This window comes from Corynebacterium faecale (assembly GCF_030408735.1).
GTDB lineage: Bacteria > Actinomycetota > Actinomycetes > Mycobacteriales > Mycobacteriaceae > Corynebacterium > Corynebacterium faecale.
In genome coordinates this window covers 1,141,849-1,167,381 of the sequence record NZ_CP047204.1, presented here as the reverse complement: position 1 = coordinate 1,167,381, position 25,533 = coordinate 1,141,849, and the positions used below count along the sequence as shown (strand labels likewise).

Genomic DNA, 25,533 nt, shown 5'->3' with positions numbered 1-25,533 from the left:
CGGGCTTGCGATTAAGCGTTATCCCTTCACCACGGCCCTGGAGATGGGTGCGAGTGCGCGTTCGTGTTGTCTGAGTTGCTGGTCATCCCACCGGGTGCCGGTAGGACCATTGATGAGCAGCTCAAAGAAGGACAGGGTTTTGTTATAGGCCCTGATGGGGCCTATGTGGGTGGCGATCCAGCCCATCTGGATCAGGTATTCCTGGATGCGGGAATACCACGTTGCCCGTGGGGCACCATCGCCGACGGTGACCAGGGTGGCAAAGCCTGCATGTCGATCAAAATCGTCTTGTCTTAATGGCAGTGTGGCAATCAGGTGCTCTGCCCATTTCTTCCCATCGGTACCAAGTTCACGTGCGCTGGGTGTCGGTGTGATCATGTCATCCTGCACGTGGATAAGTCCCAGGTCCTGGGCGGCTTCGTATACCTGTGCAATGGGGTGACGCTGACCTGACGCACGTGTGCTCAGGCCCATCCGTGTCGCCCAGTTATTTTCCAGATCTGCTGGAACGTGCTGGCTTGTGGCAAGTTCCACCCCGCCCTCGATCAGTTCCAGCAATGCGGTGAAGGGTTCGATCTGGGCGGGCAGGAGTTCCGGCACGCTGTCAGGCAGTCGCCAGATCGGGTGGTAGAACTCGGTCAAGAAGAGGCCCACCGCCTCCGGCCGCAGGGTAGCTCGAATTCTCAGGAGTTCAGGATTGAGGCGAAAGTAGTAGTGGTTCATGGTGATGAGGTGCTCATTGGCATCTTCTAGATCAAAATCATCCGGGGACCAGTCCCCCACTTGTTCACGCAGAAGATCCTGCTCGGCAGCGGGAATGCTGTCGTCATAACCGGCGCGCACCCACGCCGCCACCTGGTTTGCCCGCACCGGTCCACCGATCTTCTCCGGTGGGCAAGCCTGCTCACCATCTACTACCTGCGGTTGCTCAGGTGGTTGGGGCAGTTGCTCAACCACCACTACTGCGTGTTCCCATCCATCGTCATAGTCGTAGGCATAAAGCAGGTGATCCCCGGGGTGATAGAGCAGCTGATCCACCCTCACATCATGCTCCGAACGCAGCGTCTCCTCAGTCTCCTGCTTCCCTGTCAGAGCAATTTCCATCTCACTGACCAGGGCCTTCTCTAATTTGGGTGCGCCGGAGAAGGAATGGAAGTTGATGTTCTCCCATCCCATGGCTCCCTGCAGAATCAGGTGGAATTGCTCAAGGTAGATATCGCTGGGAATGTCGATGGTGCGCCAGACCAGGGGTGTCGTGCCTTTGAGTTCCACCCGGATGCGCAGGCCGATTCGGTTTTCTGATGATGGTTGTAGGTTCATGGCTTCATTCAACACCAGAACCTGCGCTGCCGGAGCGCTATTTGATCACCCGCAGGTCCGGGCTGAATTCCTGGGTGGAGTTCCTGGCAGGGCGGAAATAGGTGGGTTCAAATTTCGGCTGCACCACATGCAACGCCGTGGAGAAGGTCAACCCATGGATCTCTTCGATGGGCAGGTGAAGATCATCCGCGGCCTGTTGCACATGGAAACGCTCAGGGTGGAACACCTGTGGGAACACCTTGGACGTTTCATGGGTGGGCAGTCCATCGGGTTCACCATGTTTGTATCCCAGTTCATGCAGCTCACGGCATATTCTCCGGTAGGCTGCCTCGGAAAGTCGGCCCGCCTTATGGCAGGCCACCGCAGCCATCATCGCGGATACCCGGAATTCGTTTTTGAAGGCCAACAGCTGTTCCACCGAGGGGTTCTTCTCCACCAGCTCCAGGATTGCCGCGCGGGGCATCAACAGTTCGGAGGCGAAGATATCCGCCTCCCGTTCCTGTTTTGCCGCGGGTGGTTCATTGCTGTGTAGAACGAGGTGGCCGATCTCATGGGCGATGTCGAAACGGAACATTTCCGGGGTTTTCCGACGCGCGATGAAGATGAACGGCACCCTCCCCGACCAGACGGAGAACGCATCCACTTTCTCCGCCAGTGCAGGCAGGCTGTAGACCTTGATGCCGAAGTATTCAGCCAAATGCACCAGGTTGGGGATCGGTTGGGTGTCAATGCCCCAGGAGTCCCGGAGCAGACCCGCAGCTGTCCGGGGATCAACACCACCGAGGTTAAGCACTTTCAAGGGTGGTAGCACGAACCGGCCGGCGATCCAGCCAGCCAGTTCCACCGCATTGGAGGCTGCCGCCACAGCTGCATGCCGATGCACCGCGGTGGCTCGGCGCCCAGCACGGAAGTTGATGTTTTCTGTTGGTATATCCACTGGATCGCGTTGGGCGAAGAACTGCTCCGGGAAGCTCAGGTACTCTGCCAGATCCGCCGAGCGTGCCAGGGGCGCTCCCGATTTCTCATAGGACCCCACCGTCCGCGGGTTCACACCGAGACGCACCGCCAGGTCCGTTTTGGTCAGTCCCCTGCGCTTGCGTGCCAATGCGATGCGGTGTGGATTGAGAAACTTCGGTTGGATCTCCAACACCTCTGCTCCCCTCCTCTAAGCCCCTCTAAGCTCCCATGAACCCTGTATTGCGCTGTGCGATTAGTGCCGTAGCTTCTCATGGATTATCTCATGGAACATTCCCCTGGGTGAGAAAAACCTCCTCCAGTCCAGCATGATCACAGTCTGATCACACCATTACCGCTTCCCCCGATGCATGAATTTAATTCCCCCACACTTCTTGACAGACCAAGCTGTCTAAGGTTGTGTTGGTCAGGCAATCGGTTTACCTTTTGTCCTCTCCCTGGAGCCCCGGATGATGAGGAACGCACAGCTTAAAAGCTCAAGCAGCTGGACCAAGCTACAGCGTTAGGTAGGACGACCTCCGCACGAGGCGAGGAAACCACCGGGGAGTTTCACTGAGACACACCCTGCGTAAAGTCCCTCCATCCTTTCAATGCGGGTGGGCCGTCCCCACGAGGATTGCCGTGCGTCCTAGCCGGGATCTGCACGTTCGGCTCAAACTGCAAGGACTTCACCAACGTGACTCCTCATTTCACTTCCACCATCGCTGGCGCCCCCCGAATCGGTGCGCGCCGCGAATTGAAATTCGCTCTCGAAGGTTTCTGGTCAGGTGCTCTCACCGGACGCGACCTCAGCCAGACCGCCAAGACCCTGACCAATGCCTATGCTGATCAGCTGGCGGGGGCGGGTCTGGATTCGATCCCCACGTCGGGTCGTTCCTATTACGACGCAATGCTGGACACCACTGCCCTGCTGGGAGTGTTCCCGGAGCGGTTCCATGACGTTGCTGACCACGACAATGATGGTCTGCCTACCCACATCGACCGCTATTTCGCCACCGCCCGCGGCACGGTTGAGTTCCCTGCGAGTGCGATGACCAAGTGGTTCGACACCAACTACCACTACCTGGTTCCGGAGTTGTCCGCGGATACCCGGTTCATCCTGGATGACAGCGCCCTGCTGGGCGATGTCCAGGATCAGCTCACCCGCGGCATCAACGCGCGCCCGGTGCTGATCGGGCCGCTGACCTACCTGTCCTTGGCGCGCAGCACCGACGGTTCTGATCCGCTGGATCACCTGGAGACCCTGTTCGAGGTCTATGCCCGACTGCTGGCTAAACTCCCCACCGACTGGGTGCAGCTGGACGAACCCTCATTGGTCACCGATCTTGCACCAGATCTGCTCCAGCGCGTCCGTGCGGGATATACCCGGCTCGCCCAGCGCGGCGGGGTGTTTGTGAACACCTTCTTCGGCGCCGGCGACCAGGCACTGCGCACCCTGACCGGCATCGGGTTGGGTGCGATCGGTGTGGATCTGGTTTCTGATGGCGTGACCCCGCTGGAAGCCTGGACTGGTGAGGAACTGCTGGTTGCGGGCATCGTGGATGGTCGTAATATCTGGCGCACCGACCTGTGTGCGGCACTGGCCACCCTGCGCCGCCTGCAGGCCCGCGGCCCGGTCGCGGTGAGCACGTCCTGCTCCCTGCTCCACGTGCCGTATTCGCTCACTCCGGAAACCGCCCTCAACCCGGAGGTCCGCGAGTGGTTGGCGTTCGGTGAGGAGAAGGTGGCTGAGGTCGCGGCCCTCGCCCGCGCCCTGGCTGGCGAGGTTGATGAGACGCTTTTCGACGCCGCCGCTGCCTCCCTCGCTGACCGCCGGCACTCGGTACTCACCGCCTCACGTGACGCGAGCATCACCGACGCTGACCGGAAGCGTGGTCCTTTCGAGGCGCGTCTGGCGGCACAGGAGCAGGCTCTGGATCTGCCTCCCCTGCCTACCACCACCATCGGATCCTTCCCGCAGACGCAGCAGATCCGTTCGGCCCGGGCGAAGTTCCGCACAGGCACCATCACCGCACAGGAGTACGGCGATGCGATGCGCGCGGAGGTCGCGGATGTGATCGCCCGCCAGGAGGAGCTCGGCCTGGATGTGCTGGTCCACGGTGAACCGGAACGCAATGACATGGTGCAGTACTTCGCGGAGCTTCTCGATGGTTTCCTCACCACCGCCAATGGTTGGGTGCAAAGTTATGGATCCCGCTGCGTGCGCCCACCGATCCTATTCGGCACCGTCACCCGCCCGACACCCATGACCGTGGAATGGTTCGCCTATGCCCAGAGCCTGACCAACCGCCCTGTCAAGGGCATGCTGACCGGACCGGTGACCATGCTCGCGTGGTCTTTTGTGCGCGATGATCAGCCCCTGGCGGTCACCGCCGACCAGGTGGCACTGGCCCTGCGCGATGAGGTGTCAGACCTGGTGGAGGCCGGTGCGAAGGTGATTCAGGTGGATGAACCCGCCATCCGTGAGTTGCTGCCACTGCGCAGAGCGGATCAGGCGGCGTATACCGAATGGGCCGTGGGTGCCTTCCGGCTGGCTATCGCCGGTGCCCCGGATGAGGTGCAGATACATACCCACATGTGTTATTCGGAATTCAATGAGTTGATCCGGTCGATCATTGATCTGGATGCCGATGTCACCACCATCGAAGCCGCACGTTCCGATATGCAGGTCCTGGCCGCACTGAAGTCCTCCGGTTTCCACCTCGGTGTGGGACCGGGAGTATGGGATATCCACTCCCCGCGTGTGCCTGAGCCTGCCGAGGTTGCCGGGCTCCTCACCGCTGCCCTGGAATCGGTGGATCCGAAGCGGCTGTGGGTGAACCCTGACTGCGGGTTGAAGACCCGTGGGTGGGAGGAAACCACCGCCTCACTCAAGGTGCTGGTGGCGGCAGCAGAGCAGGCCCGGAGCACGCTGCTGCAGCGGGCATAGGGGGCGTGGGGGTTGCGTCGATAAGCACGCTCAGCGGAACTTGGATACCGCCGCAAGCCCTGCGGCCAGCGGGACCAGCGTCAGGAGGATCGCGATGCCCATCGCGGTGCCGAAACTGACCTGACCTGCGGCGATCTGCATGGCTGCACCGAGCGTGGCCGCCCCCACCACCGCACCGACCTGGCGGGAGGTGTTGTACACACCCGAGGCCGAACCGACCAGGTCCTGCGGTACATCACGCAGCGCAATCGTGGAATTGGGTGCCCAGCACATCGCATTGGCCACACCGAAGAGCAGCACCGGGATCAGCAGCATCAGCGGGCCGACATCGGCCACCATGAGACCGCCGAACAGTGCCATCGCGGACAGCATCGCGGTGAAACCGATGCGTGAGATCATCCCAGGGGCCACGCGATCGGTAAGCCTGCCGATCACCGGGGACATTAATACGGACAGAATTCCCATCGGCACCAGCATCAGGCCGGCTGTCTCCGGGGACAGGTCCTGCGCGCTCTGGAGATACAACATGATCGGCAGGTTGACGGAATATACCGTGAACCCCAGCGTGAACACTGCGAATGCACCGCGGGAGAAGTTGTGTGTGTGGAATAACCGCAGCGGCATGAGCGGCGCGGTGGAGCGGGTCTGCATCCAGATGAACAGCGCCAATGCCGCCAGGCTCACAGCCAGCATGGCCCAGATCAGTGGACCGTATCCCAGTTCCGGGCCCTGTTGGAGGGCCACCACGATGCCGAGCACCGCGATGAGACTGACTGCGCCGGAGAGATAATCAATGCGTGAAGTACCCGTGGGCAGCCGGGGCACATAGCGGGCGACCATGACCAGAGAGATCAGACCGAGCGGAACATAGATAAAGAACACCGCACGCCAACTGACCACCCCCACCAGCACGCCGCCCACAACGGGGCCGAATAACCCTGCGCTGGAGGCCACCGCGCTCCACACCCCGGTGGCGGCGCCGCGGCGGTGATGGGCGAAGATGCGGTGGATGATGCTCAACGGCTGCGGGTTGAGCAGACTGCCACCCAGGCCCTGGACTGCACGCGCGAGGATCAGCAACTCGATGGTGGGCGCAAAAGCACAGGCCAGCGCCGCGAGGGTGAACAGGGTCATGCCCGCCAGGTACACATTGCGCTGCCCGAACCTATCGCCCAGCCTGCCGGTGATCAACAACGGTACCGCGAAGGTGAGCAGATAGATCGCCGATACCCACACCGCCTGATTGATGCTCGCACCCAGATCCTCGCGGATGCGTGGCAGGGCGACCGCCACCAGCGACTGATCAAGGAGCGTTAGGAACAGCCCGACGCTGAGCGCGCCGAGGGCCTTCCAGGCTCGGTTCTCTGGAATGGGTGGGGCTGGAGTGGTCATGGTTTATTTGCTGCCCGCCTGGCCATCTGACGGGGTGCCTGTCGGGGCGTCCAGTGTCTCCACCTTGGCCACGGGCAGGGTCTCACGGCCGAACATCCAGAAGACTGCAGCCAGCAGGCCGATGACACCGCAGAGCATGAAACCGTATTGGAAACCGATCGCGCCGGCGATGGCGCCCACCAGGATCGGTCCGGTGATCGCACCGAAGTCCTGAGCCATCTGGAAGTTGGCCAGCACCTTGCCACCGGCGCGGTCAGAACCGATGACATCCGCCAGTACCGCCTGCTGCGAGGGGTTGAGCAGTCCGGCGCCGGCACCAGCCAGGGCTGAGAGGATGCACAGGGCCCAGATATTGGTGGCAAAACCCAGGGTGGCGGTGAACAGCGCATTGGTAATCAGACCTGAGACGATCAGGGGTTTACGCCCGATCCGGTCGGAGAGATCACCTGCGAACTGCAGGCAGAGGGCGTTGCCGGCCGCGAAGGCGGCCATGGCAAAACCTGCCGCCACCCCACCGTTGGTGAAGATCGCTGCGGCGAACAACGGCAACGTGGCCACCCGCACGCCGAAGTTGGACCAACCGTTGGCGAATGCCCCGACGAGTGCGGAGCGGTAGGCGGAATCTTTGATGGCCTCAGCAAACCGCAGTGGCGGGTGGGCGGAGCTATCGCGTGAGCGCAGGGAATCATCCACCTTCGGCATCTTCGCCCACACCACGAGCGCAGCGAGCGCCACTGATGCCCCGTAGATGGCAAAGGGGGGTCGCATACCCAGCGTGGACAGGGCCGCACCCACCACGGGGCCGATGATATTTCCGAACAAAAACGCCGAGGCGTAGGTGGAGGAACAGCGTCCGCGGATCTCCACGGGGGCCATCCGCACGATCAGCCCCATCGCCGAAACCGTGAACATGGTGGAGCCGATGCCCGCGATGCCGCGCAGAGCCAGGATCTGCCAATATTCCTGGGCAAAGGCCACCAGTCCGGTGGTGACCGCGACGATGAGCAGACCGGTGAGATAGACCTTGCGCGACCCGATCCGATCAATGAGTGACCCGGACATCGGGGCGAACAGCAGGCGCGCACCGGCGAAAATGGACACCACCGCAGAGGCCGCAGCCAGGCTGACATCAAAGGTCACCACGAACTGGGGCAGGATCGGCGCAATCAGGCCGTAGCCGAGCGCAATGATGAAGGCAGCCGCGACCAGCACCCAGATCTCCGTGGGGATCTTCGGTTTCGCTGTTTTTGCCGCTGCAGGCATCGATTCAGGATTTTGTTGAGTATTCACCATTTCGAAATCAAGGCTAGCGGGCTTTATAGAAAATAGCTATGTGAGCTGCACCTAAAGCCCATATTCGAACAAGCATTCTATCCATGTTCGAACATGTGTCCGGTAGCTGTTCTACACTCAACAGCCATGATCAAACACATCAACCGTCTCGCAGCCCTCACCTCGCCCACCCGCCACGCCGATCAACTACGCGCCTCTTGCCCCGACACCCTCGCCGCCGTGACCTCGATGATGCGCCATCCGCGTTCACTTGCCCGCCCGGTCGCCACCTGGCGTCCACCGAGCACATCACTCCCCGGTGCTCCTCCCCTGGCGCTGACACTGTCACGCATGCGGGTCGGTGACGCCGTCCGTGACATCATCCGGGACACCGGTATTTCCCAGAGCCCCGCCTACCTGGTCACCGTCCGCATCACCGATCCCAGCGGCCACCGTGTGCCCGGCGCAACCGCCGAGGCCTGGGTACGTGCCATGCTTGCCGACGAACAGATCACCTGCGTCCATCAACTCACCGATGAACCCACCCCCACCTTCTGTTGGCTCATCGATTCCCGCTTCACCCCACTGCCCTCACCGGCAACCCTGTTCCAGAGGCCTGCGCACGCAGCCTGAGCCAGCCGCAGTGGGGTGCAGGATCAGCTATTTATCCTTGTCCCCGTCTTCGTCCGCATCGGAATCATCGGAATCATCTGTGTCGTCGAAGTCCTCGTCGTCCTCATCGTCCTGCTCGTCTTCGTCAGCATCGTCGAAGTCGACATCATCGGAATCATCAACAAAGAGGTCATAAACATCCGGCTCATCAAATTCCTCGTCATCAAAGGGGACGAGCTGCTCCTCCCAATCATCAGCATGATCATCGGCTAGCGACAGGATGTCGAAGAGGCGATCAAAATCGGTGAACGTACCCAGGTCAAGGACCTCATCGGTGGCGAACTCCAGCTCAGTGGTGAGATCCGCGAACATCTTCTGGCGGTCCTCCTCTGACAGAACGGCATCGCCGTCAGACTCCCAGAGTTCCTCGATCGCCTGATCCATCAGGTCCTCGAAAGATTCACCAATGGCGACGAAGCTGACGGTGGCGGTCGGGATGCCGTCCTCCACCTCAACCAAAACCTGCAGTTCAGAGTTCTGTCCTACTTCGGCGCGAACGAGGTTGGCGTTGGCGGCGTCCTGATAAAATTCGAGGTCCTGGATTCGTTCGTCGGTGCCTTCGAGCAGGTCACGCAGCACCGTGACCACCTGATCGGTGGCGACATGCTTGGCCACGGCGGCAACGGCATCCTCGATGGAGAACACCACAGAGACCAACACGGCCTCGAAGTCCTCATCATCTTCATCAACATTGGCGGCGGCGATGTACACGTTGGCCGCCGGTAGGAGGGAATCGATCTCCACGAACTGGATTTCCAGGTCAGAGGTGATCGGAACAAACATCGTGTCGCCGTTCACGCGCGACTCAATACCATCACTATCGAGCGCAGCTGCGATGTCCTCGAAAAAGCTCATGTTCGGATGACCTTCCATCTGGGTTGTGCTGGGGAGGGCCCCTCAGACACTGCCGACTAGCCTAGTGCCCGATCCCCCGGCTTGCCCACCACTTCATCGCAAGTGTGGGCAGGAGGTGCACATATCCGCTTTCGGCGAGTGATAGATCATGCAACACGTTGCACGCTTCAACTTCCCCTCCGCGGTGAATCGTGGTGCCGGGACGGAAGCGGTGTGGGAGAGGCCGCGGATAAGCGCCGTTGCCACCTCGCGCCCCAGCTCCTCCTCGAACGCCTCATCGCCGGCTTGCACCGCCGCGATCGCCAGGCAGTCGCTGGCCACCGCCCACAGCGGCGCGGGCCGCAGGTCGGCCACCTCACAGAGCTTGTCGACGACCCGCCCCACCGCCTCCCCATACTCCTTGCCTGCGGTGTGATAATCCCCAGGACCCAGGAACTCGTCGGTGGAGAAGCCGAACCAGTAGTCATCCACCGCATGGAGTTCTCCCTTGGACAGATCCAGGCTGGGCACAGTGTCAAACTCGACCATGGCATAAACAGAAGGGGCGACCATCGCGTTACACAGACTATAGAACCACAGCTGACCTGCATGCTTGGGCTGCTCAATGGTGAACAGTTCCTGCCCTGCAGCCACCGCCGCGGTGATTGTCTCCGTGGTGGAGAGCTCGTCCAGCGTGATGGGTCGCGCGTCGGGACCCGGCACCAAGGTATCGGCGAACAGGGGGTACTGGGCAACAACCCGGTTCCAAAAACTCATCAACGAACTCCAAACATCTGCATCAGACCCATCCAGCGCATCTCCGGGACAGGCTCATCGGATTCCTCCTGCGCGAGCAGATAATCAAGTTCCGCCGCCAGATCGGGGCGTCCGGTGCCCCACTCGAGCATGTCGTAATTCTCCCATGCCATCCTTTTCGCCTGACGTGGGTCCCACTCCATCCTGCTGGTGGTGTCGATGACGAAGGTTCCGCGACCCGGTTCCTCATCCGTGCGGCCCCGGTACGGGCGCCACTGCTCCCCTGGCTTTGCAGTGCGGATGAACTCTCCCCAATGATGTTGCACCAGGTCGGTGATGTCCTGAAGGTGGTTGATGCCCCCACCGATCCTGGTGAAACCCATCGCCCGGGAGGATTCATGATCACCGAAAACAGCATTGAGTTCGAAGGAATGGATGGCACCCAACCCGATGCGGCGCAGGGATTCCGGGGCGTAATCAAAGCGGTACATCCAGGTTGGCTCATAGCGGGCATGCGCCTGGGCGAGCCGCACCGACGGCGCCCAGAAGATGGCATCCGCCAGCAGCTGCGCGAACTCCGACCGCGATTCCCCTCCCCCGTAGGCGTCCATGACCAGATCGGTGTTCTCCGGATCGAAGACATTGAGCATCCGCAGCGCCGACCGCCTGCGGGCCGAGTTACGCAGATAGAACGCCTTGGAAAAAGATGTTTCATCCGAGTTGGTGCCGATGATGAGCGGAATGCGCGCCTGACGTCCCTGCTCGAACATGGTGATCGGGTGATCCGGCAACAAAGTGCCATCCACCGTCGGCCCATAACAGGAATTGAGGTAGAGCAACTCCCCTGATCGCCACAGCATCGACTGCCCGGCGCGCACCAGATCCTCGGCAGATTCCCTGCGCAGCTCATCCAGGGTGGTCTCCCGGGACAATGCCATCCGGTAGACCAGTTCCCGCGCCCATAACTTGGACTGCGTGGCGGAATGCACCGTGGCCATCGGGGCTGACTGCACCACCGCCCGGTGGAAGAGGCTGTGCGCGGTGGGGACACACATCAGGGAAATAACCCCGGCGGCACCCGCCGATTCGCCCATGAGGGTGATGTTGTCGGCGTCGCCACCGAAATTCTCGATATTCTTCTTGACCCACTTCAACGCCAGCAACTGATCATGCAGTGCGGGATTAGCCACGCAATCCTCACCGACGGAGCGCATATCCAGATACCCCAGCGCGCCGAGGCGGAAGTTGATCGCCACGTAGATCACGTTCATGTCCCTGACCAGGTTATAACCGCGCAGGGCCTTCTCACTTGAGGCGCCCATGATGAAGGAACCACCGTGGAGATACACCACCACCGGGAGCGTCTCATCGGTATCCGGCCTGACGATATCCAGGTTCAGACAATCCTCCGACCCACGGACCCGGTCAGTCCAGGAATAGGTGGGCTGCGGTGCCACATCGCCGAACATGGAACAGTCCCGCACACCCTGCCACCTCTTCATGGGCCGTGGCGCGCGGAAACGGTACTTGCCACCGGTGTTCTTCCCATAAGGAATGCCACGCCAGGTTCGCAGGCCAGGGCCTTTTACACCTTTGACGAATCCCAGGGATGTCGGAATCACCAGGTCATCCGCCAACACCGAACCGGCGGCACTGTTGGCCAGCTGCGCTGTCGGCCTCGGAGTCCACGTCGAAGCATCCATGAGCCCAAGGCTAGGCCGGATCAGGTGGGTCGGCAACGAAAGCGCGGTGACCGGTGGGGAGGATCACGGAAATCCGGGGCAGGGAGAAGGGGAAGTGTAAAACCTGGAGATCTCCAGCTTTTACTCCCGGTCTCAGGTCACTACCCCTCCCGCCAGGCTCGCCCCGCAGCCTTCCTCAGGTGGGGTGGATAGGGGCGCAGGACCTTGGACATCCGCCGGTGTTGCTCGATAAGCCTGTTCATCCCCTGCCGGTGGGTGAATTCACTCCTGAGCGCAGTCAGGGGATCGATACCGAACTGCCCATTGTGTTTACCTGCGCCGTCATATTCAACGGCGAGACTGATGTCCTGGAAGAGGAAATTCAACCGACCGAGGAGATCTCCACCTGTTGGAGTGGGGCCGGGAGACCCGCCTGGAACATCTCTACTTTGACCAGTGATTCCCGGGGGTTCTCCGACCAGGGTGTGGCCAGATTTACTGCGGGGCGGGCTGCTTTGATCCCGTCGAACCCCTTCATCTCTTGCACGTAGCCTTCCAGGGCGGCCCTGGTGGTATCACTCAGACGGTACTCCCCGATGCCCCGTTGCCAGGTCAGGAAATGCTCCTCCCGGCCAGCGGGAGATCATGCATCAAGGCAGCTGCCCGCCCAACCAGTGGAAAACCGGTGTGCTTGGCGGTCAGGGCAGTACGTCCCCTGCTCCGGTCCTTCCGGGACAGCCCCTCCCAGTGCCTGCGCTCCACCACGATCCCTGTTGTGGTGCGCAGCAACACCGTGGCTTTCCTCTAGTGCGCCGGAGTGAACTCCCCCGTGTAAAAGATGGTTCTCTTGTCCAAGCTGGTTGCGTTCATATTTCCTCCCCTGGAAGGAAATTCCACCACAGTCCCCCGGCACCCGCAGTGCACCAAAACCTGACGAATGTGACCTGGCGCACGTACACTTTGAGCCCATGACCACCAATACGATCATCAATCTCCTTGACCACGGCTCGATCAAGGTCGGGGATACCCACACCTTCAGCTACACCGTCCCCGGCAACAAGGCTGTGCCTGATCTGTTCCCGGAGTCGGAGGAGTTCACCGCCATGCCGAGGGTGTTTGCCACGGGATTCTTCGTCGGGCTCATTGAATGGGCCTGCATGGATCACCTGAAGGCCAGCCTGCCCGAGGGCGCGATCTCGCTGGGCGTGGGTGTGGACATCACTCATGATGCACCTGCCACAGAGGACGCACTGTTGGAGGTAAAGGTGGAGGTAACAGGCGTGGGCAAGCGTTCTGTTGAATGGTCCGTGGAGGTCACCGCGGGCGAGACGGTGCAGGGCCGTGGCACACACAAGCGGGTCCTGGTGGATAGGGAGCAGTTCACGGGCACGGTGAACAAGCTGGCGGAGGGGTTCGGCGCGCGCACAATCTAGGTGCAACCACGCGTTAAGCACAAAGGGTATAAAATCCAGTCCATGGTCAATCACGTCGACAGGGATACCACCCTGTGCATTTCCCTCGCCGCCCGTCCGTCCAACCACGGTGTGCGGTTCCATAACTGGCTGTATGCCGAACTCGGCCTGAACTACCTGTACAAGGCCATCGCGCCGGCGGATATCACCGCGGCGGTGGCCGGCATCCGCGGGCTGAACATCCGTGGCGCGGGTGTGTCCATGCCGTACAAGGGTGACGTGATTCCGCTGATTGATGTGCTCGATCCCAGTGCGGAGAGGATCAGGTCGGTCAATACCATCGTCAATGATGATGGCCACCTGACCGGCTATAACACCGATTACACCGCGGTGGTCAAATTGCTGGAAACCCATGACATCGACCCGTCACTGCCTGTCGCCCTGCGTGGTTCCGGTGGGATGGCCAATGCGGTCATCGCGGCACTCGCTGATCACGGGCTCACCGGCACCGTCGTGGCACGCAACCACACCACGGGCGCGGCACTCGCCCAGCGGTATGGCTGGGAGTACTCCGCCACCGTCCCCGAATCTGCACGACTTTTAGTCAATGTGACCCCATTGGGAATGAATGGACCCGATGAAGACGTTGTATCTTTTGCACAGGACGAAATCGACCGCGCTGATGTCATCTTCGACTGTGTCGCACTCCCCGTGGAGACCCCGCTGATCAGGATCGCGCGGTCCCAGGGCAAGAAGACCATTGACGGCGGCGAAGTCACCGCCCTCCAGGCAGCCGAGCAGTTTCACCTCTACACAGGTGTCCGCCCCACCGGGGAACAGATCATCGCCGCCGAGGAATACGCCCAGCCCTGATGAATTAGGAGGCCCCCGCCACCATGAGTAAGTCCACCACCTTCACCGATGCCGTTAATTCCGATCCCAAGGCCATTGAAGATGGCGCATCTATGGGCGGGAAACTGCTGATCCCCGCACTGGACAAGGCTGTCCATATGCAGACCAGTGCCATTGCGGGTTATGTGGCCTGGTTGAAGAAGAAGAACCCGGATCACACCCCAGTACAGATCCAGAAGCTGATGGACGCGCACCTCAAGCGTATCGCCGCGGGTTCCGGCGCCTCTGTCGGTCTGGCCGCGGCCTTCCCCGGCATCGGTTTCATGACCGGTGCGCTCGCTGTAGGTGCGGAATCGTTGGTGTTCCTGGATGCCGTGGCGTTCTACACCATGGCTTCCGCGCATCTGCGTGGCGTGGACATCAGCCATCCGGAACGCCGCCGTGCCCTGATCCTGGTGGTTCTGTTGGGTGCCCAGGGTACCGCCCTGGTGGATGCCGCCGTGGGCGATATCTCCAAAACCCGGAAAACCCCTGCCGCCAGCATCTCGCGTTTCAGCATCTCTGGTCTGGCCGATGTGAACAGCCGTCTGCTGCGCATGGCCATCAAACGGCTGGGTAAGCGGTTCCGCGGCGTGTGGCTGGGCAAGATCCTGCCGCTTGGTGTCGGCGCGGTGATCGGCACCCTGGCCAACCGCAAGCTGGCGGCCAAGGCGATCGGCAATGCCCAGACCTCGCTTGGTCCGGTGCCGGCCAACTGGTCTTAAAGCTTTCAGCACCACCATATTGTCCCTACTCCCAACGAAAGGATTCCCCCACACCGAGGCTCTCATTGAACTGAAAGGCCCACATCCATATGCCTAATCACACCTCCAACCCCGACCGTCTGCGTCAGTTGATCACCGTCGCGTGGGAACGACCGATCCTGACCACGATCACCCTGCTCACAGCGGTGCTGGCCACCCTGTTCGAGCTCGCCCTGCCACTGCTCACCGGCGGTGCCATTGATATCGCCCTGGGACAGACCGGGGATAATCCCACCACTTCTCTTCTTGAACGCTTCACTCCCACCGGCACCAGCATGATCACGGCGGTGATCGTGTTGATTGTGCTGGTGGCACTGGCGCGTTATGCCACCCAGTTCGGGCGTCGGTACACCGCGGGCAAACTCAGCATCGGGGTGCAGCACGATATCCGTTTGAAAGTGCTGGAATCCCTGCAGCATCTGGATGGCCCCGGGCAGGATGAGATCCGCACCGGCCAGGTGGTCTCCCGGTCCATCTCTGATATCAATCAGGTTCAGGGTCTTCTGGCGATGATGCCGATGATCGTGGGCAACATGGTGAAACTGGTGGTCACCCTGGTGATCATGGTGTTGATCTCCCCGCCGCTGACCATCATCGCCCTGATCCTGGTGCCACTGTTGCTGTTCACCGTGGCGTATTCCCGGCGCGCGCTGTTCGCCTCCACGTGGTCGGCGCAGCAGAAGGCGGCGGATCTGGCCACCCACGTGGAGGAGACCGTCTCTGGCATCCGGGTGGTGAAGGCCTTTGTCCAGGAGGACCGCGAGGTGGAACGCCTGGAGGACAATGCGCGTGATCTGTATTCGCAACGCATGCGCACCGCACGCCTGACCGCACGGTTCATCCCCATGGTGGAGCAGCTGCCGCAGATCGCCCTGGTGGTCAACATCGTCGGCGGTGGTTATCTGGCCATGACTGGTCAGATCACGGTGGGCACCTTCGTGGCGTTTTCCGCCTATCTCACGAGCCTCTCCGCGGTGGCGAGGTCCCTGTCCGGCATGCTCATGCGCATCCAGTTGGCGCTGTCCTCGGTAGAGCGGGTGTTCGAGGTCATTGATCTCACACCCCAGCACAGCAATCCGGCCGATCCGATCTCACTTCCCACCGATCAACCCCTGGGATTGAGGTTCAACAAGGTGCATTTCCGGGGCATTCTCAACGGCCTGGACCTGGCCATCCGGCCGGGTGAGACCTCCGTCATCGTCGGACCACCCGGTGCGGGTAAGACCATGGCCGTGCAGCTGGCAGGTAATTTCTACCAGCCGGATGACGGCTCCGTAGAGTTCCTCGACGCGAACCACACACCGATCCCCTTCGACCGACTCACCTCTGCGGAGATCCGCCGCAACCTCATCGCCGTGTTTGACGAGCCCTTCCTCTACTCCACCACCATCCGCGACAACATCGCCATGGGCCTGGATGTCACCGATGAGCAGGTCCGGCATGCAGCGGAGATGGCGCAGGCCCACGAGTTTGTGGAGAAGCTCCCCAATGGCTACCTGGAGGTGGTCGGCGAACGCGGACTCACCCTGTCCGGTGGTCAGCGCCAGCGCATCGCGCTTGCGCGTGCCTTCCTGGCACGGCCCAGGGTCTTGGTGCTCGATGATGCCACCTCAGCCATCGATGCCACCACCGAGGACCGCATCTTCCGCGCCATCCGTGAGGAGCTGGACGATGTCACCATCCTCATGATCGCCCACCGTCATTCCTCCCTCGAATTGGCTGACCGCGTCGGCCTGGTGGAGAAAGGTCGCCTCACCGCCTATGCGCCGCTGGAGGAGATGAACCACAACCCACGGTTCGCGCACCTGATGGCCATTGAGTTCAAGGAGGCCGGGGATCCGGAATTCACCCTCGATGGCACCGATGAACCCAGCCATGAGGAACTCTGGCCACCGCAGCCAGAGCAAACCCAGCAGTACCGCATCATCACCAGCGCCAGCAGCGGACAACCGGGGCCGGGTGGCCGGGGCGGTGGACGCGGTGCTTCCATGGCGGCCACCCCGGAGCTGATCGCCCAGGTGGAGGCACTTCCCCCGGCAACCGAGCAGCCCCTGGTGGATACCGCACGCCTGAAAAATGAACACCGCCCCTTCGAATTGCGTCGCCTGTTCAGGCAGGTCCGGTTCCTCATCGCCGCGGTGATCGCGCTGCTCCTGGTCGGTGTGGTTGCTGATCTGGCGTTTCCCACACTGATGCGCATCGCCATTGACAATGGTGTGCAGGCCCGCGACACCAACACCCTGTGGATCATCGCGGGTGCCGGTGCAGCCGTCGTGTTGACCGGTTGGGCTGCGGCCACGGTGAATACGGTCCTCACGGCGCGCACCGGTGAGCGGCTTCTCTTCGGTCTGCGGTTGCGCTCCTTCGTGCACCTCTTGCGGCTGAGCATGGATTATTTCGAGCGCACCATGTCGGGTCGCATCATGACGAGGATGACCACGGATATTGATAACCTCTCCGCCTTCCTCCAGACCGGGCTGGCACAGACGGTGGTATCTGTGGGCACGCTGGTGGGTGTGGTGACAATGCTGACCATCACCGACGCCACCCTCGCCGCGGCGGCACTCGCCGTGGTGCCGGTGATCATCGTCATCACCATCATCTTCCGCCGCATCTCCTCCCGTCTGTACACGCAGTCCCGCGAACAGATCAGTCAGGTCAACGCCACCTTCCAGGAATCCATCGCCGGTCTGCGCACCGCACAGATGCACGGCATGGAAGATCGCGTGAACGCTGATTTCCAGGTGGAGGCCGAGGAATACCGTCGTCTGCGGGTGAACTCACAGACAGCGGTGTCCATCTACTTCCCCGGACTCTCAGCGCTATCGGAGATCGCGCAGGCCATCGTGCTCGGGCTCGGCGCCTGGCAGGTGGCCCGCGGCGAACTCAGCCCCGGTGTGCTCGTGGCGTTCGTGTTGTACATGGGATTGATGTTCGGCCCCATCCAACAGCTCAGTCAGATCTTCGACAGCTACCAGCAGGCCGCGGTCGGCTTCCGCCGCATCCGCGAGCTGTTGGCCACCACACCCAGCGTCCCCGACACCGGCACCACCGGAGGCGCCCGCACGGCGGCACGCCACGAGCTTGAGCTTGTCGACGTCTCCTTCGCCTACACCGATACCCCGATCCTCGAACAGGTGCACCTGAGCATTCAGCCCGGCACCACCATCGCGGTGGTGGGATCAACCGGGGCGGGGAAATCGACCATCGTCAAGCTGCTGTCCAGACTCTATGACCCCACCTCAGGAGAAATCCGGGCCGGGGGCACCGATATCCGGGACTTCCCCATCAGGGACTGGCGCCGGGCAATCGGCCATGTGCCACAGGAGGCCCACCTGTTCAGCGGAACGGTGGCGGATAACATCGGGTACGGAATGAGGGGGGCGTCGACAAGCATGATTGAAGCCGCGGCCCGCAGGGTCGGCGCGCTGACCGCCATCGCCGCCATCCCCGGAGGTTTCAACCACCCGGTGGGTGAACGCGGACGTGGACTATCGTCAGGGCAGCGGCAGCTGATCGCGCTGGCCCGCGCCGAGTTGATTGAACCGGAGATCATGCTCCTTGATGAGGCCACCTCCACCCTGGATCCCGCTACCGAAACGGTTATTCTCAACGCCGCCGACCGGGTGACCCGAAACCGCACCAGTGTGATCGTGGCGCACCGTCTCGCAACAGCGAGTAGGGCCGATCGCATCCTTGTTGTTGACGGGGGACGTATCATTGAGGACGGTTCCCACGATGAACTACTGGGAGCGAATGGAACCTACGCGTCAATGTGGCATTTAGTGCGGTGACAGGATATTTTGAGAAAGACTGTCACAAAAAAAGTGCTATTACTGGGGTGCTAGGCCTTCGTGCCGACAACCAGCGTTACAGTGGATAAAACAAAGCTAAGCAAAACCCTCAAGAAGCAAGGAAAAGAGGCGAGTACCTGCCGTGAGCAGCGCTAGTACTTTCGGCCAGAATGCATGGCTGGTAGATGAGATGTTCCAGCAGTTCCAGAAGGACCCTCAGTCCGTGGACAAGGAATGGAGGGATCTCTTCGAGTCTCAGGGGGACCCTCAGGGCTCGGAATCTACCCCCGCCACCCCTGAAGCCAAGAAGGCGGCACCGGCGCAGTCTTCCGCTTCGGACAAGCCAGCAACCAAGGCTGCCCCTGCCGCCAAGGCCGCCCAGCCAGCGCCAGCCGCCAAGCAGGCACCTGCTAAGCAAGCCACCAAGCCAGTCAAGAAGGCCAAGGAGTCTCCCCTGTCCAAGACAGCTGCCAAGCCTGAGCCGGGAACCACCCCACTCAGGGGCATTTTCAAGTCCATCGCGAAGAACATGGACCTTTCCCTTGAGGTCCCCACCGCGACCTCTGTCCGCGACATGCCTGCGCGCCTCATGTTTGAGAACCGCGCCATGGTCAATGACCAACTCAAGCGCACCCGCGGCGGCAAGATCTCCTTCACCCACATCATCGGCTACGCCATGGTGAAGGCTGTCATGGCCCACCCGGATATGAACAACTCCTACGACATCATTGATGGCAAGCCATCCCTGATCGTCCCGGAGCACATCAACCTGGGCCTGGCCATTGACCTGCCTCAGAAGGACGGCTCCCGCGCGCTCGTGGTTGCAGCCATCAAGGAAACCGAGAACATGTCCTTCTCCGAGTTCCTGGATGCCTATGAGGACATCGTGGCACGCTCCCGCGTGGGCAAGCTGACCATGGATGACTACCAGGGCGTGACCGTCTCCCTGACCAACCCGGGTGGCATCGGTACCCGCCACTCCATCCCACGCCTGACCAAGGGCCAGGGCACCATCATCGGTGTCGGTTCCATGGATTACCCGGCAGAGTTCCAGGGTGCGTCCGAGGACCGCCTGGCTGAGCTCGGTGTGGGCAAGCTGGTCACCATCACCTCCACCTACGATCACCGCGTGATCCAGGGTGCCGTGTCCGGTGAATTCCTGCGCACCATGTCCCAGCTGCTCGTGGATGATGCCTTCTGGGATCACATCTTCGATGAGATGCAGGTTCCCTACACCCCGATGCGTTGGGCACAGGATCTGCCGAACACCGGTGTGGACAAGAACACCCGCGTCATGCAGCTGATCGAGGCCTACCGCTCACGCGGCCACCTCATCGCCGACACCAACCCACTCCCATGGGTCCAGCCGGGCATGCCTGTTCCAGATCACCGCGACCTGGATATTGAGACCCACGGTCTGACCCTCTGGGATCTGGACCGCACCTTCCACGTCGGTGGTTTCGGTGGCAAGGAGACCATGACCCTGCGCGAGGTGCTCAGCCGCCTCCGCGCCGCCTACACCCTCAAGGTCGGCTCCGAATACACCCACATCCTCGACCGCGACGAGCGCACCTGGCTGCAGGACCGCCTCGAAGCCGGCATGCCGAAGCCCACCGCCGCTGAGCAGAAGTACATCCTGCAGAAGCTCAACGCCGCTGAGGCTTTTGAGAACTTCCTGCAGACCAAGTACGTCGGTCAGAAGCGCTTCTCCCTCGAAGGTGCAGAGGCACTGATCCCGCTGATGGACTCCGCCATCGACACCGCAGCAGGCCAGGGCCTGGACGAGGTTGTCATCGGCATGCCACACCGTGGTCGCCTCAACGTGCTGTTCAACATCGTGGGCAAGCCACTGGCCTCGATCTTCAACGAGTTCGAAGGTCAGATGGAACAGGGCCAGATCGGTGGCTCCGGTGACGTGAAGTACCACCTCGGTTCCGAAGGCACCCACCTGCAGATGTTCGGCGACGGCGAGATCAAGGTCTCCCTTACCGCCAACCCATCCCACCTCGAGGCCGTCAACCCGGTCATGGAGGGCATCGTCCGCGCCAAGCAGGACATCCTGGACAAGGGCCAGGACGGCTACACCGTTGTCCCACTGCTCCTCCACGGTGATGCAGCCTTCGCAGGCCTGGGCATTGTTCCTGAGACCATCAACCTCGCAGCCCTGCGCGGTTATGATGTGGGCGGCACCATCCACATCGTGGTGAACAACCAGATCGGCTTCACCACCACCCCGGATTCCAGCCGCTCCATGCACTACGCCACCGACTACGCCAAGGCGTTCGGCTGCCCGGTCTTCCACGTCAACGGCGATGACCCTGAGGCAGTGGTCTGGGTCGGCCAGCTGGCCACCGAGTACCGCCGTCGCTTCGGCAAGGATGTCTTCATCGACCTCGTCTGCTACCGCCTCCGCGGCCACAACGAAGCTGATGATCCTTCCATGACCCAGCCGAAGATGTACGAGCTGATCACCGGCCGCGACTCCGTCCGTGCCAGCTACACCGAGGACCTCCTCGGCCGTGGCGATCTCACCTCTGATGACGCCGAAGCTGTTGTCCGCGACTTCCACGATCAGATGGAATCGGTGTTCAACGAGGTCAAGGAAGCCGGCAAGAAGCAGCCGGAAGAGCAGATCGGCATCACCGCCTCCCAGGAACTCACCCGCGGACTGGACACCAACATCACCCGCGAGGAGCTCGTTGAGCTGGGTCAGGCATTCGCCAACACCCCAGAGGGCTTCTCCTACCACCCACGTGTGGCACCGGTGGCCAAGAAGCGCACCTCATCCGTCACCGAAGGTGGCATCGACTGGGGCTGGGGCGAACTGCTCGCCTTCGGCTCCCTGGCCAACGAGGGCAAGCTGGTCCGCCTGGCCGGTGAGGATTCCCGCCGTGGAACCTTCACTCAGCGCCACGCCGTGGCCATTGACCCCAACACCGCTGAGGAATTCAACCCCCTCAACGAGCTGGCCCAGTCCAAGGGCGACGGCAAGTTCCTGGTGTACAACTCCGCACTGACCGAGTACGCCGGCATGGGCTTCGAATATGGCTACTCCGTGGGCAACGAGGACGCCGTGGTGGCCTGGGAAGCACAGTTCGGCGACTTCGCCAACGGTGCCCAGACCATCATCGATGAGTACATCTCCTCCGGTGAAGCCAAGTGGGGCCAGACCTCCTCTGTGATTCTGCTGCTGCCACACGGCTACGAAGGCCAGGGCCCGGACCACTCCTCAGGACGCATCGAGCGCTTCCTGCAGCTGTGCGCCGAGGGTTCCATGACCATCGCCCAGCCGACCACCCCGGCGAACTACTTCCACCTGCTGCGCCGCCATGCACTGGGCAAGATGAAGCGCCCACTGGTTGTGTTCACCCCGAAGTCCATGCTGCGCAACAAGGCCGCGGCCTCTGCTCCTGAGGACTTCACCGAGGTCACCCGCTTCCAGTCCGTGATCGATGATCCTAACGTGGCAGATGCCTCCAAGGTCAAGAAGATCATGCTGTGCTCCGGCAAGGTCTACTACGAACTGGCCAAGCGCAAGGAGAAGGACAACCGCGACGACGTGGCCATCGTCCGCATCGAGATGCTCCACCCGATCCCGTTCAACCGCCTCAAGGACGCATTCGACGGCTACCCCAACGCCGAAGAGATCCTCTTCGTCCAGGATGAGCCGGCGAACCAGGGTGCATGGCCGTTCTACCAGGAGCACCTGCCCACCCTCATCGAGGGCATGCTCCCGATGCGCCGCGTTTCCCGCCGCTCCCAGTCCTCGACCGCGACCGGTATCTCCAAGGTCCACACCATCGAACAGCAGAAGCTCCTCGACGACGCCTTCGCCGTCTAAGCTGCTGATCACTGGCTGACCTGAGTTAAACCCCGCCACCGCACCGCAAGTTTCCTGGTGCAGGGGCGGGGTTTGGTTTTGCCGTGTCAGGGTTCTGGACGGGCCGCCCCGGAGGTTGTGTGGACTAGAACATCAGCTGTGAGTGCGTGGACAGAAACGCCCTGCGGCACCAGGCCTGGTATCCACCTGCTATCAACCGCTGATTCACCGGGCCAGGTCATAGAGCGGTTTAAGTGCGGCCTCTGATCCCACCATGAATTCTTCACCGGCCATGGCATGTAATTGTGCCCATGCACATCGGGCTATTGTGCGTTGCGGTCAGGGTCAGCACCGGGTTGCTCTCATCCTGCCACTTGGCTTGCTGAAGGATCAGAACGGGCGTGGCCACCACACTACCGGGGAGATAATCTGTCCCTCGGGCGCCGGTTAACTCCGTCAGACCATGTTGCCAGCGCAGGGCGAACAGCGTCGCGCGTATAGGCAGCGGGTCCTGTAACGCCCGCCATTCTAGGCTGCAGTGTGCTGGACTTGGCCACCCTGCTTTGCGACGCCCCTCTCCCTCCCCCGTTCGCGCACCCCGGACACCACGTTCCACAGCGCATAGAGAAGAAGGATTCCGGCAACCGCGGGCACCACAATCCGGCGTGTATCCCCGGTGAACCAGTCATTCACCCAGCCCAACAGTGGTATCCGGTACCAGACGGTGCCATGGATCTGGACATCCCTGATGGGGGTCGCATCAGGGACATCATTGGCATCGCCCTGTGTAATGAATGAGACGGACCCATCCGTGGCGGAGCTCTTCTCGATCACCCGGTGGGTGATCAGCTCCGACTCCCCCGACCGCACCTGATAGGTGATCACCTCCCCCACCCCGATCTCCCGAGGATCTTTCGGCCTGATCACCACCAGATCCCCTGGTTCATATGAGGGGCGCATCGACCCACTGAGGACGGTCAGAGGCATACCGCCCGCTGCCGCCGGGACAGCAATAACCAATGCTGCCACTGCCACCACCAGGATGCTGATTCCGGTGCTGAGACCGTTCCAGATCGCGCTGACAACTGATCTCAACTTGGTCTGGTTTTGTTCCACGATTGCTGGCTCCATAAAGGATTACTCGACGGGACGGGCCTTGACTGGACAAATAGTTCACCCCCGCCAGGGAGAGCTGGCAGGGGTGAACATCAGAACCACAAGGCAACTTTTCTAGACTTGACTCGCATCAGTTTGCTGGAGCACCAGTCCCACCCCGGACAGATCAACGGTTCCATTCTGCGCTTCCTGTCCATCAACAGAATCGAAAGCAAAATCCAGGACTACAGACAGGTCGGCTTCATACGTTCCCTCACCTGAGAACGAGAGGACGCCGTCAGTACCCGTTAGACCGCCAGAAGTAGACGCGACGGAATAGGCAGCCCCCTCAGTGAGTGCCGTCGCCAGTTGAGCATCTGCGCTGTCTGGACCTCCCGCACCGGTGATTGACCCGTCTTGCAGAGTGAGCGTGCCCTGGATGTTATCGCCGGTGGCGGCGATGGTGACTGATTGAGTGAATTCAAGAACGTCACCCGGAACAATTGTCACTGTTGACACATCCTGGAATTCAGGGCCTCCATTCAGTGACCACTGGCCTTCTTCCGCCGCTTCGAGCGAAAGGGTACCGGCATTAATTCCATTTCCCTCCATCCCAATGTCATCGTTCCACGACATGAAGGTTCCGCCGCCGCCAACGAGGAGGAGCGCTGCAGCACCGGCCGCAATCGCACCCTTGGTAATCTTCTTCATTTTGATCTTCCTTCCGCAAAGAATCCACCTGCCCAGCCCGCCATCCGGACTAAGCAGAGCCATCATTGGGAAGCCAATCTTGGAATGCAGTCTGTTTTTACTCTAGTGTGCAGCCCCAAGTGGAATTAATTTCCTTGGGACTTCCCGTATTTAACGCTACAAGAGAAGATGCATAAAAGAAAGCTGAATAAAGCCTGGATAGGTGTTATTTAGATCACCGTGAAAACGTCGGATTTATCAGTCACACTCTGCACACCCGTAAGTTATACAACCCCCACTGCCTGCAGAATCACCGCCACCGCACCAACCAACGACACCGCCACCGACCCCCGGTACACCGCCTTGGTATCCAGATATCTATTTACCAGTCCTGACAGCAAGAACCCAGCAATGGCAACCGGCGCGAAAATCAACGCCACACGAATGTGCTCCCATCCCAGGGCGCCCGCGGATACCAACAACCCGATCGACATCGCACTGCCCACCACGAAACACACCGACAGCGTTCCCCGCACACGCTCCACGGGCATGGACCGCATGATCAACGCCAGGGGTGGACCACCGATAGCGGTGGTCGTTCCCAGGAAACCACCCACCGCACCAGCTGCCACAGAATTACGGCGCCCATGCCCGGGCCGCCATCCGATAATGCTGCTGACAGTTCCCACAATCACCGCCACCGCCAACACAATCTTCAACCCCACCAGTGGCAGGGCCACCACCGCCCACGCACCCAACATGGATCCAGGCACCCGTCCCACCAGCGACCACCCTACCACCGGCCATTCCACCGCTCCCCGCTCACGCACCCACGTGGCGATGGAGAACCCGAAGGCCAGCAACAAAATCAGCCCGGGAAGCAGATCCGGCCGGATCAAAGCGATGATCGGCGCCGCCAACATCCCCAGTCCGAAACCGATCGAGCCCTGCACGCATGCTGCAACAAAGAGCAGCACGCCGATGATAATCATTTCCACACCGGTGCAGCCTACCCACGTGCTGACAGTTATCACTCGGCGCCTCACCCACACGGTTGATCACCGGATGAGTGAGGCGCCGAGGGCTTAGCGGTTAAGCGTTCACTTTCGACGCATTTCCCGGATGAACACCCAGATGAGCCAGAACCCTCCGGTGACAATTGCCATCAGTACATCCAACAGGAAACTTCCCAGGCCATAATTATTATTCGCAGACATGATGTTGCCCTTTCTCAT

Annotated in this window: 20 protein-coding genes; 7 read left to right on the top strand and 13 right to left on the bottom strand. The window is 61.2% G+C overall.

Going from position 1 to position 25,533, the window contains the following annotated elements:
* Positions 1-18: 18 nt before the first annotated feature.
* On the bottom strand, positions 19-1,320 hold the full coding sequence (locus tag CFAEC_RS05400) for a plasmid pRiA4b ORF-3 family protein (protein ID WP_290279481.1): 1,302 nt from the start codon (positions 1,318-1,320) through the stop codon (positions 19-21).
* A 37-nt stretch (positions 1,321-1,357) separates the two neighbouring features.
* Positions 1,358-2,470, bottom strand: a complete 1,113-nt coding sequence (locus tag CFAEC_RS05395; RefSeq protein ID WP_290279480.1) for an ImmA/IrrE family metallo-endopeptidase — start codon at positions 2,468-2,470, stop codon at positions 1,358-1,360.
* A gap of 501 nt (positions 2,471-2,971) precedes the next feature.
* Here CFAEC_RS05395 and metE point away from each other — a divergent pair.
* Positions 2,972-5,224 (top strand): 5-methyltetrahydropteroyltriglutamate--homocysteine S-methyltransferase, encoded by a 2,253-nt coding sequence (metE, locus tag CFAEC_RS05390; protein ID WP_290279479.1) that lies wholly within the window; start codon positions 2,972-2,974, stop codon positions 5,222-5,224.
* A 30-nt stretch (positions 5,225-5,254) separates the two neighbouring features.
* On the opposite strand, the gene CFAEC_RS05385 is transcribed toward metE, so the two are convergent.
* Positions 5,255-6,616, bottom strand: a complete 1,362-nt coding sequence (locus tag CFAEC_RS05385; protein WP_290279478.1) for a DHA2 family efflux MFS transporter permease subunit — start codon at positions 6,614-6,616, stop codon at positions 5,255-5,257.
* 3 nt (positions 6,617-6,619) lie between these two features.
* A complete protein-coding gene (locus tag CFAEC_RS05380) occupies positions 6,620-7,879 on the bottom strand; it encodes an MFS transporter (protein ID WP_290279477.1) in 1,260 nt (419 codons plus the stop codon).
* 156 nt (positions 7,880-8,035) lie between these two features.
* Here CFAEC_RS05380 and CFAEC_RS05375 point away from each other — a divergent pair, with 156 nt between their 5' ends.
* Positions 8,036-8,521, top strand: a complete 486-nt coding sequence (locus CFAEC_RS05375; RefSeq protein WP_290279476.1) for a hypothetical protein — start codon at positions 8,036-8,038, stop codon at positions 8,519-8,521.
* Between the two features lie 27 nt (positions 8,522-8,548).
* On the opposite strand, the gene CFAEC_RS05370 is transcribed toward CFAEC_RS05375, so the two are convergent.
* The 6 genes from CFAEC_RS05370 to CFAEC_RS05345 all read right to left on the bottom strand — a co-directional run bounded on the left by CFAEC_RS05370 (position 8,549) and on the right by CFAEC_RS05345 (position 12,624).
* Positions 8,549-9,415: a hypothetical protein gene (locus CFAEC_RS05370; protein WP_290279474.1), complete on the bottom strand. Its 867-nt coding sequence runs from the start codon at positions 9,413-9,415 to the stop codon at positions 8,549-8,551.
* A gap of 93 nt (positions 9,416-9,508) precedes the next feature.
* Positions 9,509-10,171, bottom strand: a complete 663-nt coding sequence (locus CFAEC_RS05365) for a (2Fe-2S)-binding protein (protein WP_290279473.1) — start codon at positions 10,169-10,171, stop codon at positions 9,509-9,511.
* Positions 10,171-11,853 carry a carboxylesterase/lipase family protein gene (locus tag CFAEC_RS05360; RefSeq protein ID WP_290279471.1) on the bottom strand — a complete coding sequence of 561 codons (1,683 nt, stop codon included), beginning with the start codon at positions 11,851-11,853 and terminating at the stop codon, positions 10,171-10,173. Before CFAEC_RS05360 ends, CFAEC_RS05365 begins: the two co-directional genes overlap by 1 nt.
* A 140-nt stretch (positions 11,854-11,993) precedes the next feature.
* Positions 11,994-12,218, bottom strand: a complete 225-nt coding sequence (locus CFAEC_RS05355) for a hypothetical protein (protein ID WP_290279469.1) — start codon at positions 12,216-12,218, stop codon at positions 11,994-11,996.
* The gene (locus tag CFAEC_RS05350) at positions 12,215-12,379 is read right to left on the bottom strand and encodes a hypothetical protein (protein ID WP_290279467.1); all 165 of its coding nucleotides are present in this window, start codon (positions 12,377-12,379) and stop codon (positions 12,215-12,217) included. Before CFAEC_RS05350 ends, CFAEC_RS05355 begins: the two co-directional genes overlap by 4 nt.
* A gap of 65 nt (positions 12,380-12,444) precedes the next feature.
* Positions 12,445-12,624 carry a hypothetical protein gene (locus tag CFAEC_RS05345; protein ID WP_290279465.1) on the bottom strand — a complete coding sequence of 60 codons (180 nt, stop codon included), beginning with the start codon at positions 12,622-12,624 and terminating at the stop codon, positions 12,445-12,447.
* Positions 12,625-12,800: 176 nt separating this feature from the next.
* Here CFAEC_RS05345 and CFAEC_RS05340 point away from each other — a divergent pair, with 176 nt between their 5' ends.
* From CFAEC_RS05340 to CFAEC_RS05320, 5 genes are all read left to right on the top strand, one after another.
* Entirely contained in the window at positions 12,801-13,265 is a 465-nt protein-coding gene (locus CFAEC_RS05340; protein ID WP_290279463.1) for a thioesterase family protein, read from the top strand.
* 42 nt (positions 13,266-13,307) lie between these two features.
* Positions 13,308-14,117: a shikimate 5-dehydrogenase gene (locus tag CFAEC_RS05335; RefSeq protein WP_290279460.1), complete on the top strand. Its 810-nt coding sequence runs from the start codon at positions 13,308-13,310 to the stop codon at positions 14,115-14,117.
* A gap of 23 nt (positions 14,118-14,140) precedes the next feature.
* Positions 14,141-14,860 carry a hypothetical protein gene (locus CFAEC_RS05330; protein ID WP_290279457.1) on the top strand — a complete coding sequence of 240 codons (720 nt, stop codon included), beginning with the start codon at positions 14,141-14,143 and terminating at the stop codon, positions 14,858-14,860.
* Positions 14,861-14,949: 89 nt separating this feature from the next.
* Positions 14,950-18,693 (top strand): ABC transporter ATP-binding protein, encoded by a 3,744-nt coding sequence (locus CFAEC_RS05325; RefSeq protein WP_290279454.1) that lies wholly within the window; start codon positions 14,950-14,952, stop codon positions 18,691-18,693.
* 142 nt (positions 18,694-18,835) lie between these two features.
* Positions 18,836-22,534 (top strand): multifunctional oxoglutarate decarboxylase/oxoglutarate dehydrogenase thiamine pyrophosphate-binding subunit/dihydrolipoyllysine-residue succinyltransferase subunit, encoded by a 3,699-nt coding sequence (locus CFAEC_RS05320; RefSeq protein ID WP_290279452.1) that lies wholly within the window; start codon positions 18,836-18,838, stop codon positions 22,532-22,534.
* A gap of 507 nt (positions 22,535-23,041) precedes the next feature.
* On the opposite strand, the gene CFAEC_RS05315 is transcribed toward CFAEC_RS05320, so the two are convergent.
* The 3 genes from CFAEC_RS05315 to CFAEC_RS05305 form a co-directional block, all read right to left on the bottom strand.
* Positions 23,042-23,629: a signal peptidase I gene (locus CFAEC_RS05315; RefSeq protein ID WP_290279451.1), complete on the bottom strand. Its 588-nt coding sequence runs from the start codon at positions 23,627-23,629 to the stop codon at positions 23,042-23,044.
* A gap of 114 nt (positions 23,630-23,743) precedes the next feature.
* The gene (locus CFAEC_RS05310; protein ID WP_290279449.1) at positions 23,744-24,319 is read right to left on the bottom strand and encodes an alternate-type signal peptide domain-containing protein; all 576 of its coding nucleotides are present in this window, start codon (positions 24,317-24,319) and stop codon (positions 23,744-23,746) included.
* Between the two features lie 263 nt (positions 24,320-24,582).
* Entirely contained in the window at positions 24,583-25,290 is a 708-nt protein-coding gene (locus CFAEC_RS05305) for a sulfite exporter TauE/SafE family protein (protein ID WP_290279812.1), read from the bottom strand.
* Positions 25,291-25,533: the final 243 nt, after the last annotated feature.

Coding starts and splice junctions, on each gene's coding strand:
- CFAEC_RS05310 (WP_290279449.1), bottom strand. CDS start 24,319: ATGAAGAAGATTACCAAGGGTGCGATTGCGGCCGGTGCTGCAGCGCTC.
- CFAEC_RS05330 (WP_290279457.1), top strand. CDS start 14,141: ATGAGTAAGTCCACCACCTTCACCGATGCCGTTAATTCCGATCCCAAG.
- CFAEC_RS05340 (WP_290279463.1), top strand. CDS start 12,801: ATGACCACCAATACGATCATCAATCTCCTTGACCACGGCTCGATCAAG.
- CFAEC_RS05375 (WP_290279476.1), top strand. CDS start 8,036: ATGATCAAACACATCAACCGTCTCGCAGCCCTCACCTCGCCCACCCGC.
- CFAEC_RS05365 (WP_290279473.1), bottom strand. CDS start 10,171: ATGAGTTTTTGGAACCGGGTTGTTGCCCAGTACCCCCTGTTCGCCGAT.
- CFAEC_RS05335 (WP_290279460.1), top strand. CDS start 13,308: ATGGTCAATCACGTCGACAGGGATACCACCCTGTGCATTTCCCTCGCC.
- CFAEC_RS05380 (WP_290279477.1), bottom strand. CDS start 7,879: ATGCCTGCAGCGGCAAAAACAGCGAAACCGAAGATCCCCACGGAGATC.
- CFAEC_RS05325 (WP_290279454.1), top strand. CDS start 14,950: ATGCCTAATCACACCTCCAACCCCGACCGTCTGCGTCAGTTGATCACC.
- CFAEC_RS05360 (WP_290279471.1), bottom strand. CDS start 11,853: ATGGATGCTTCGACGTGGACTCCGAGGCCGACAGCGCAGCTGGCCAAC.
- CFAEC_RS05400 (WP_290279481.1), bottom strand. CDS start 1,320: ATGAACCTACAACCATCATCAGAAAACCGAATCGGCCTGCGCATCCGG.
- CFAEC_RS05385 (WP_290279478.1), bottom strand. CDS start 6,616: ATGACCACTCCAGCCCCACCCATTCCAGAGAACCGAGCCTGGAAGGCC.
- CFAEC_RS05305 (WP_290279812.1), bottom strand. CDS start 25,290: ATGATTATCATCGGCGTGCTGCTCTTTGTTGCAGCATGCGTGCAGGGC.
- CFAEC_RS05370 (WP_290279474.1), bottom strand. CDS start 9,415: ATGAGCTTTTTCGAGGACATCGCAGCTGCGCTCGATAGTGATGGTATT.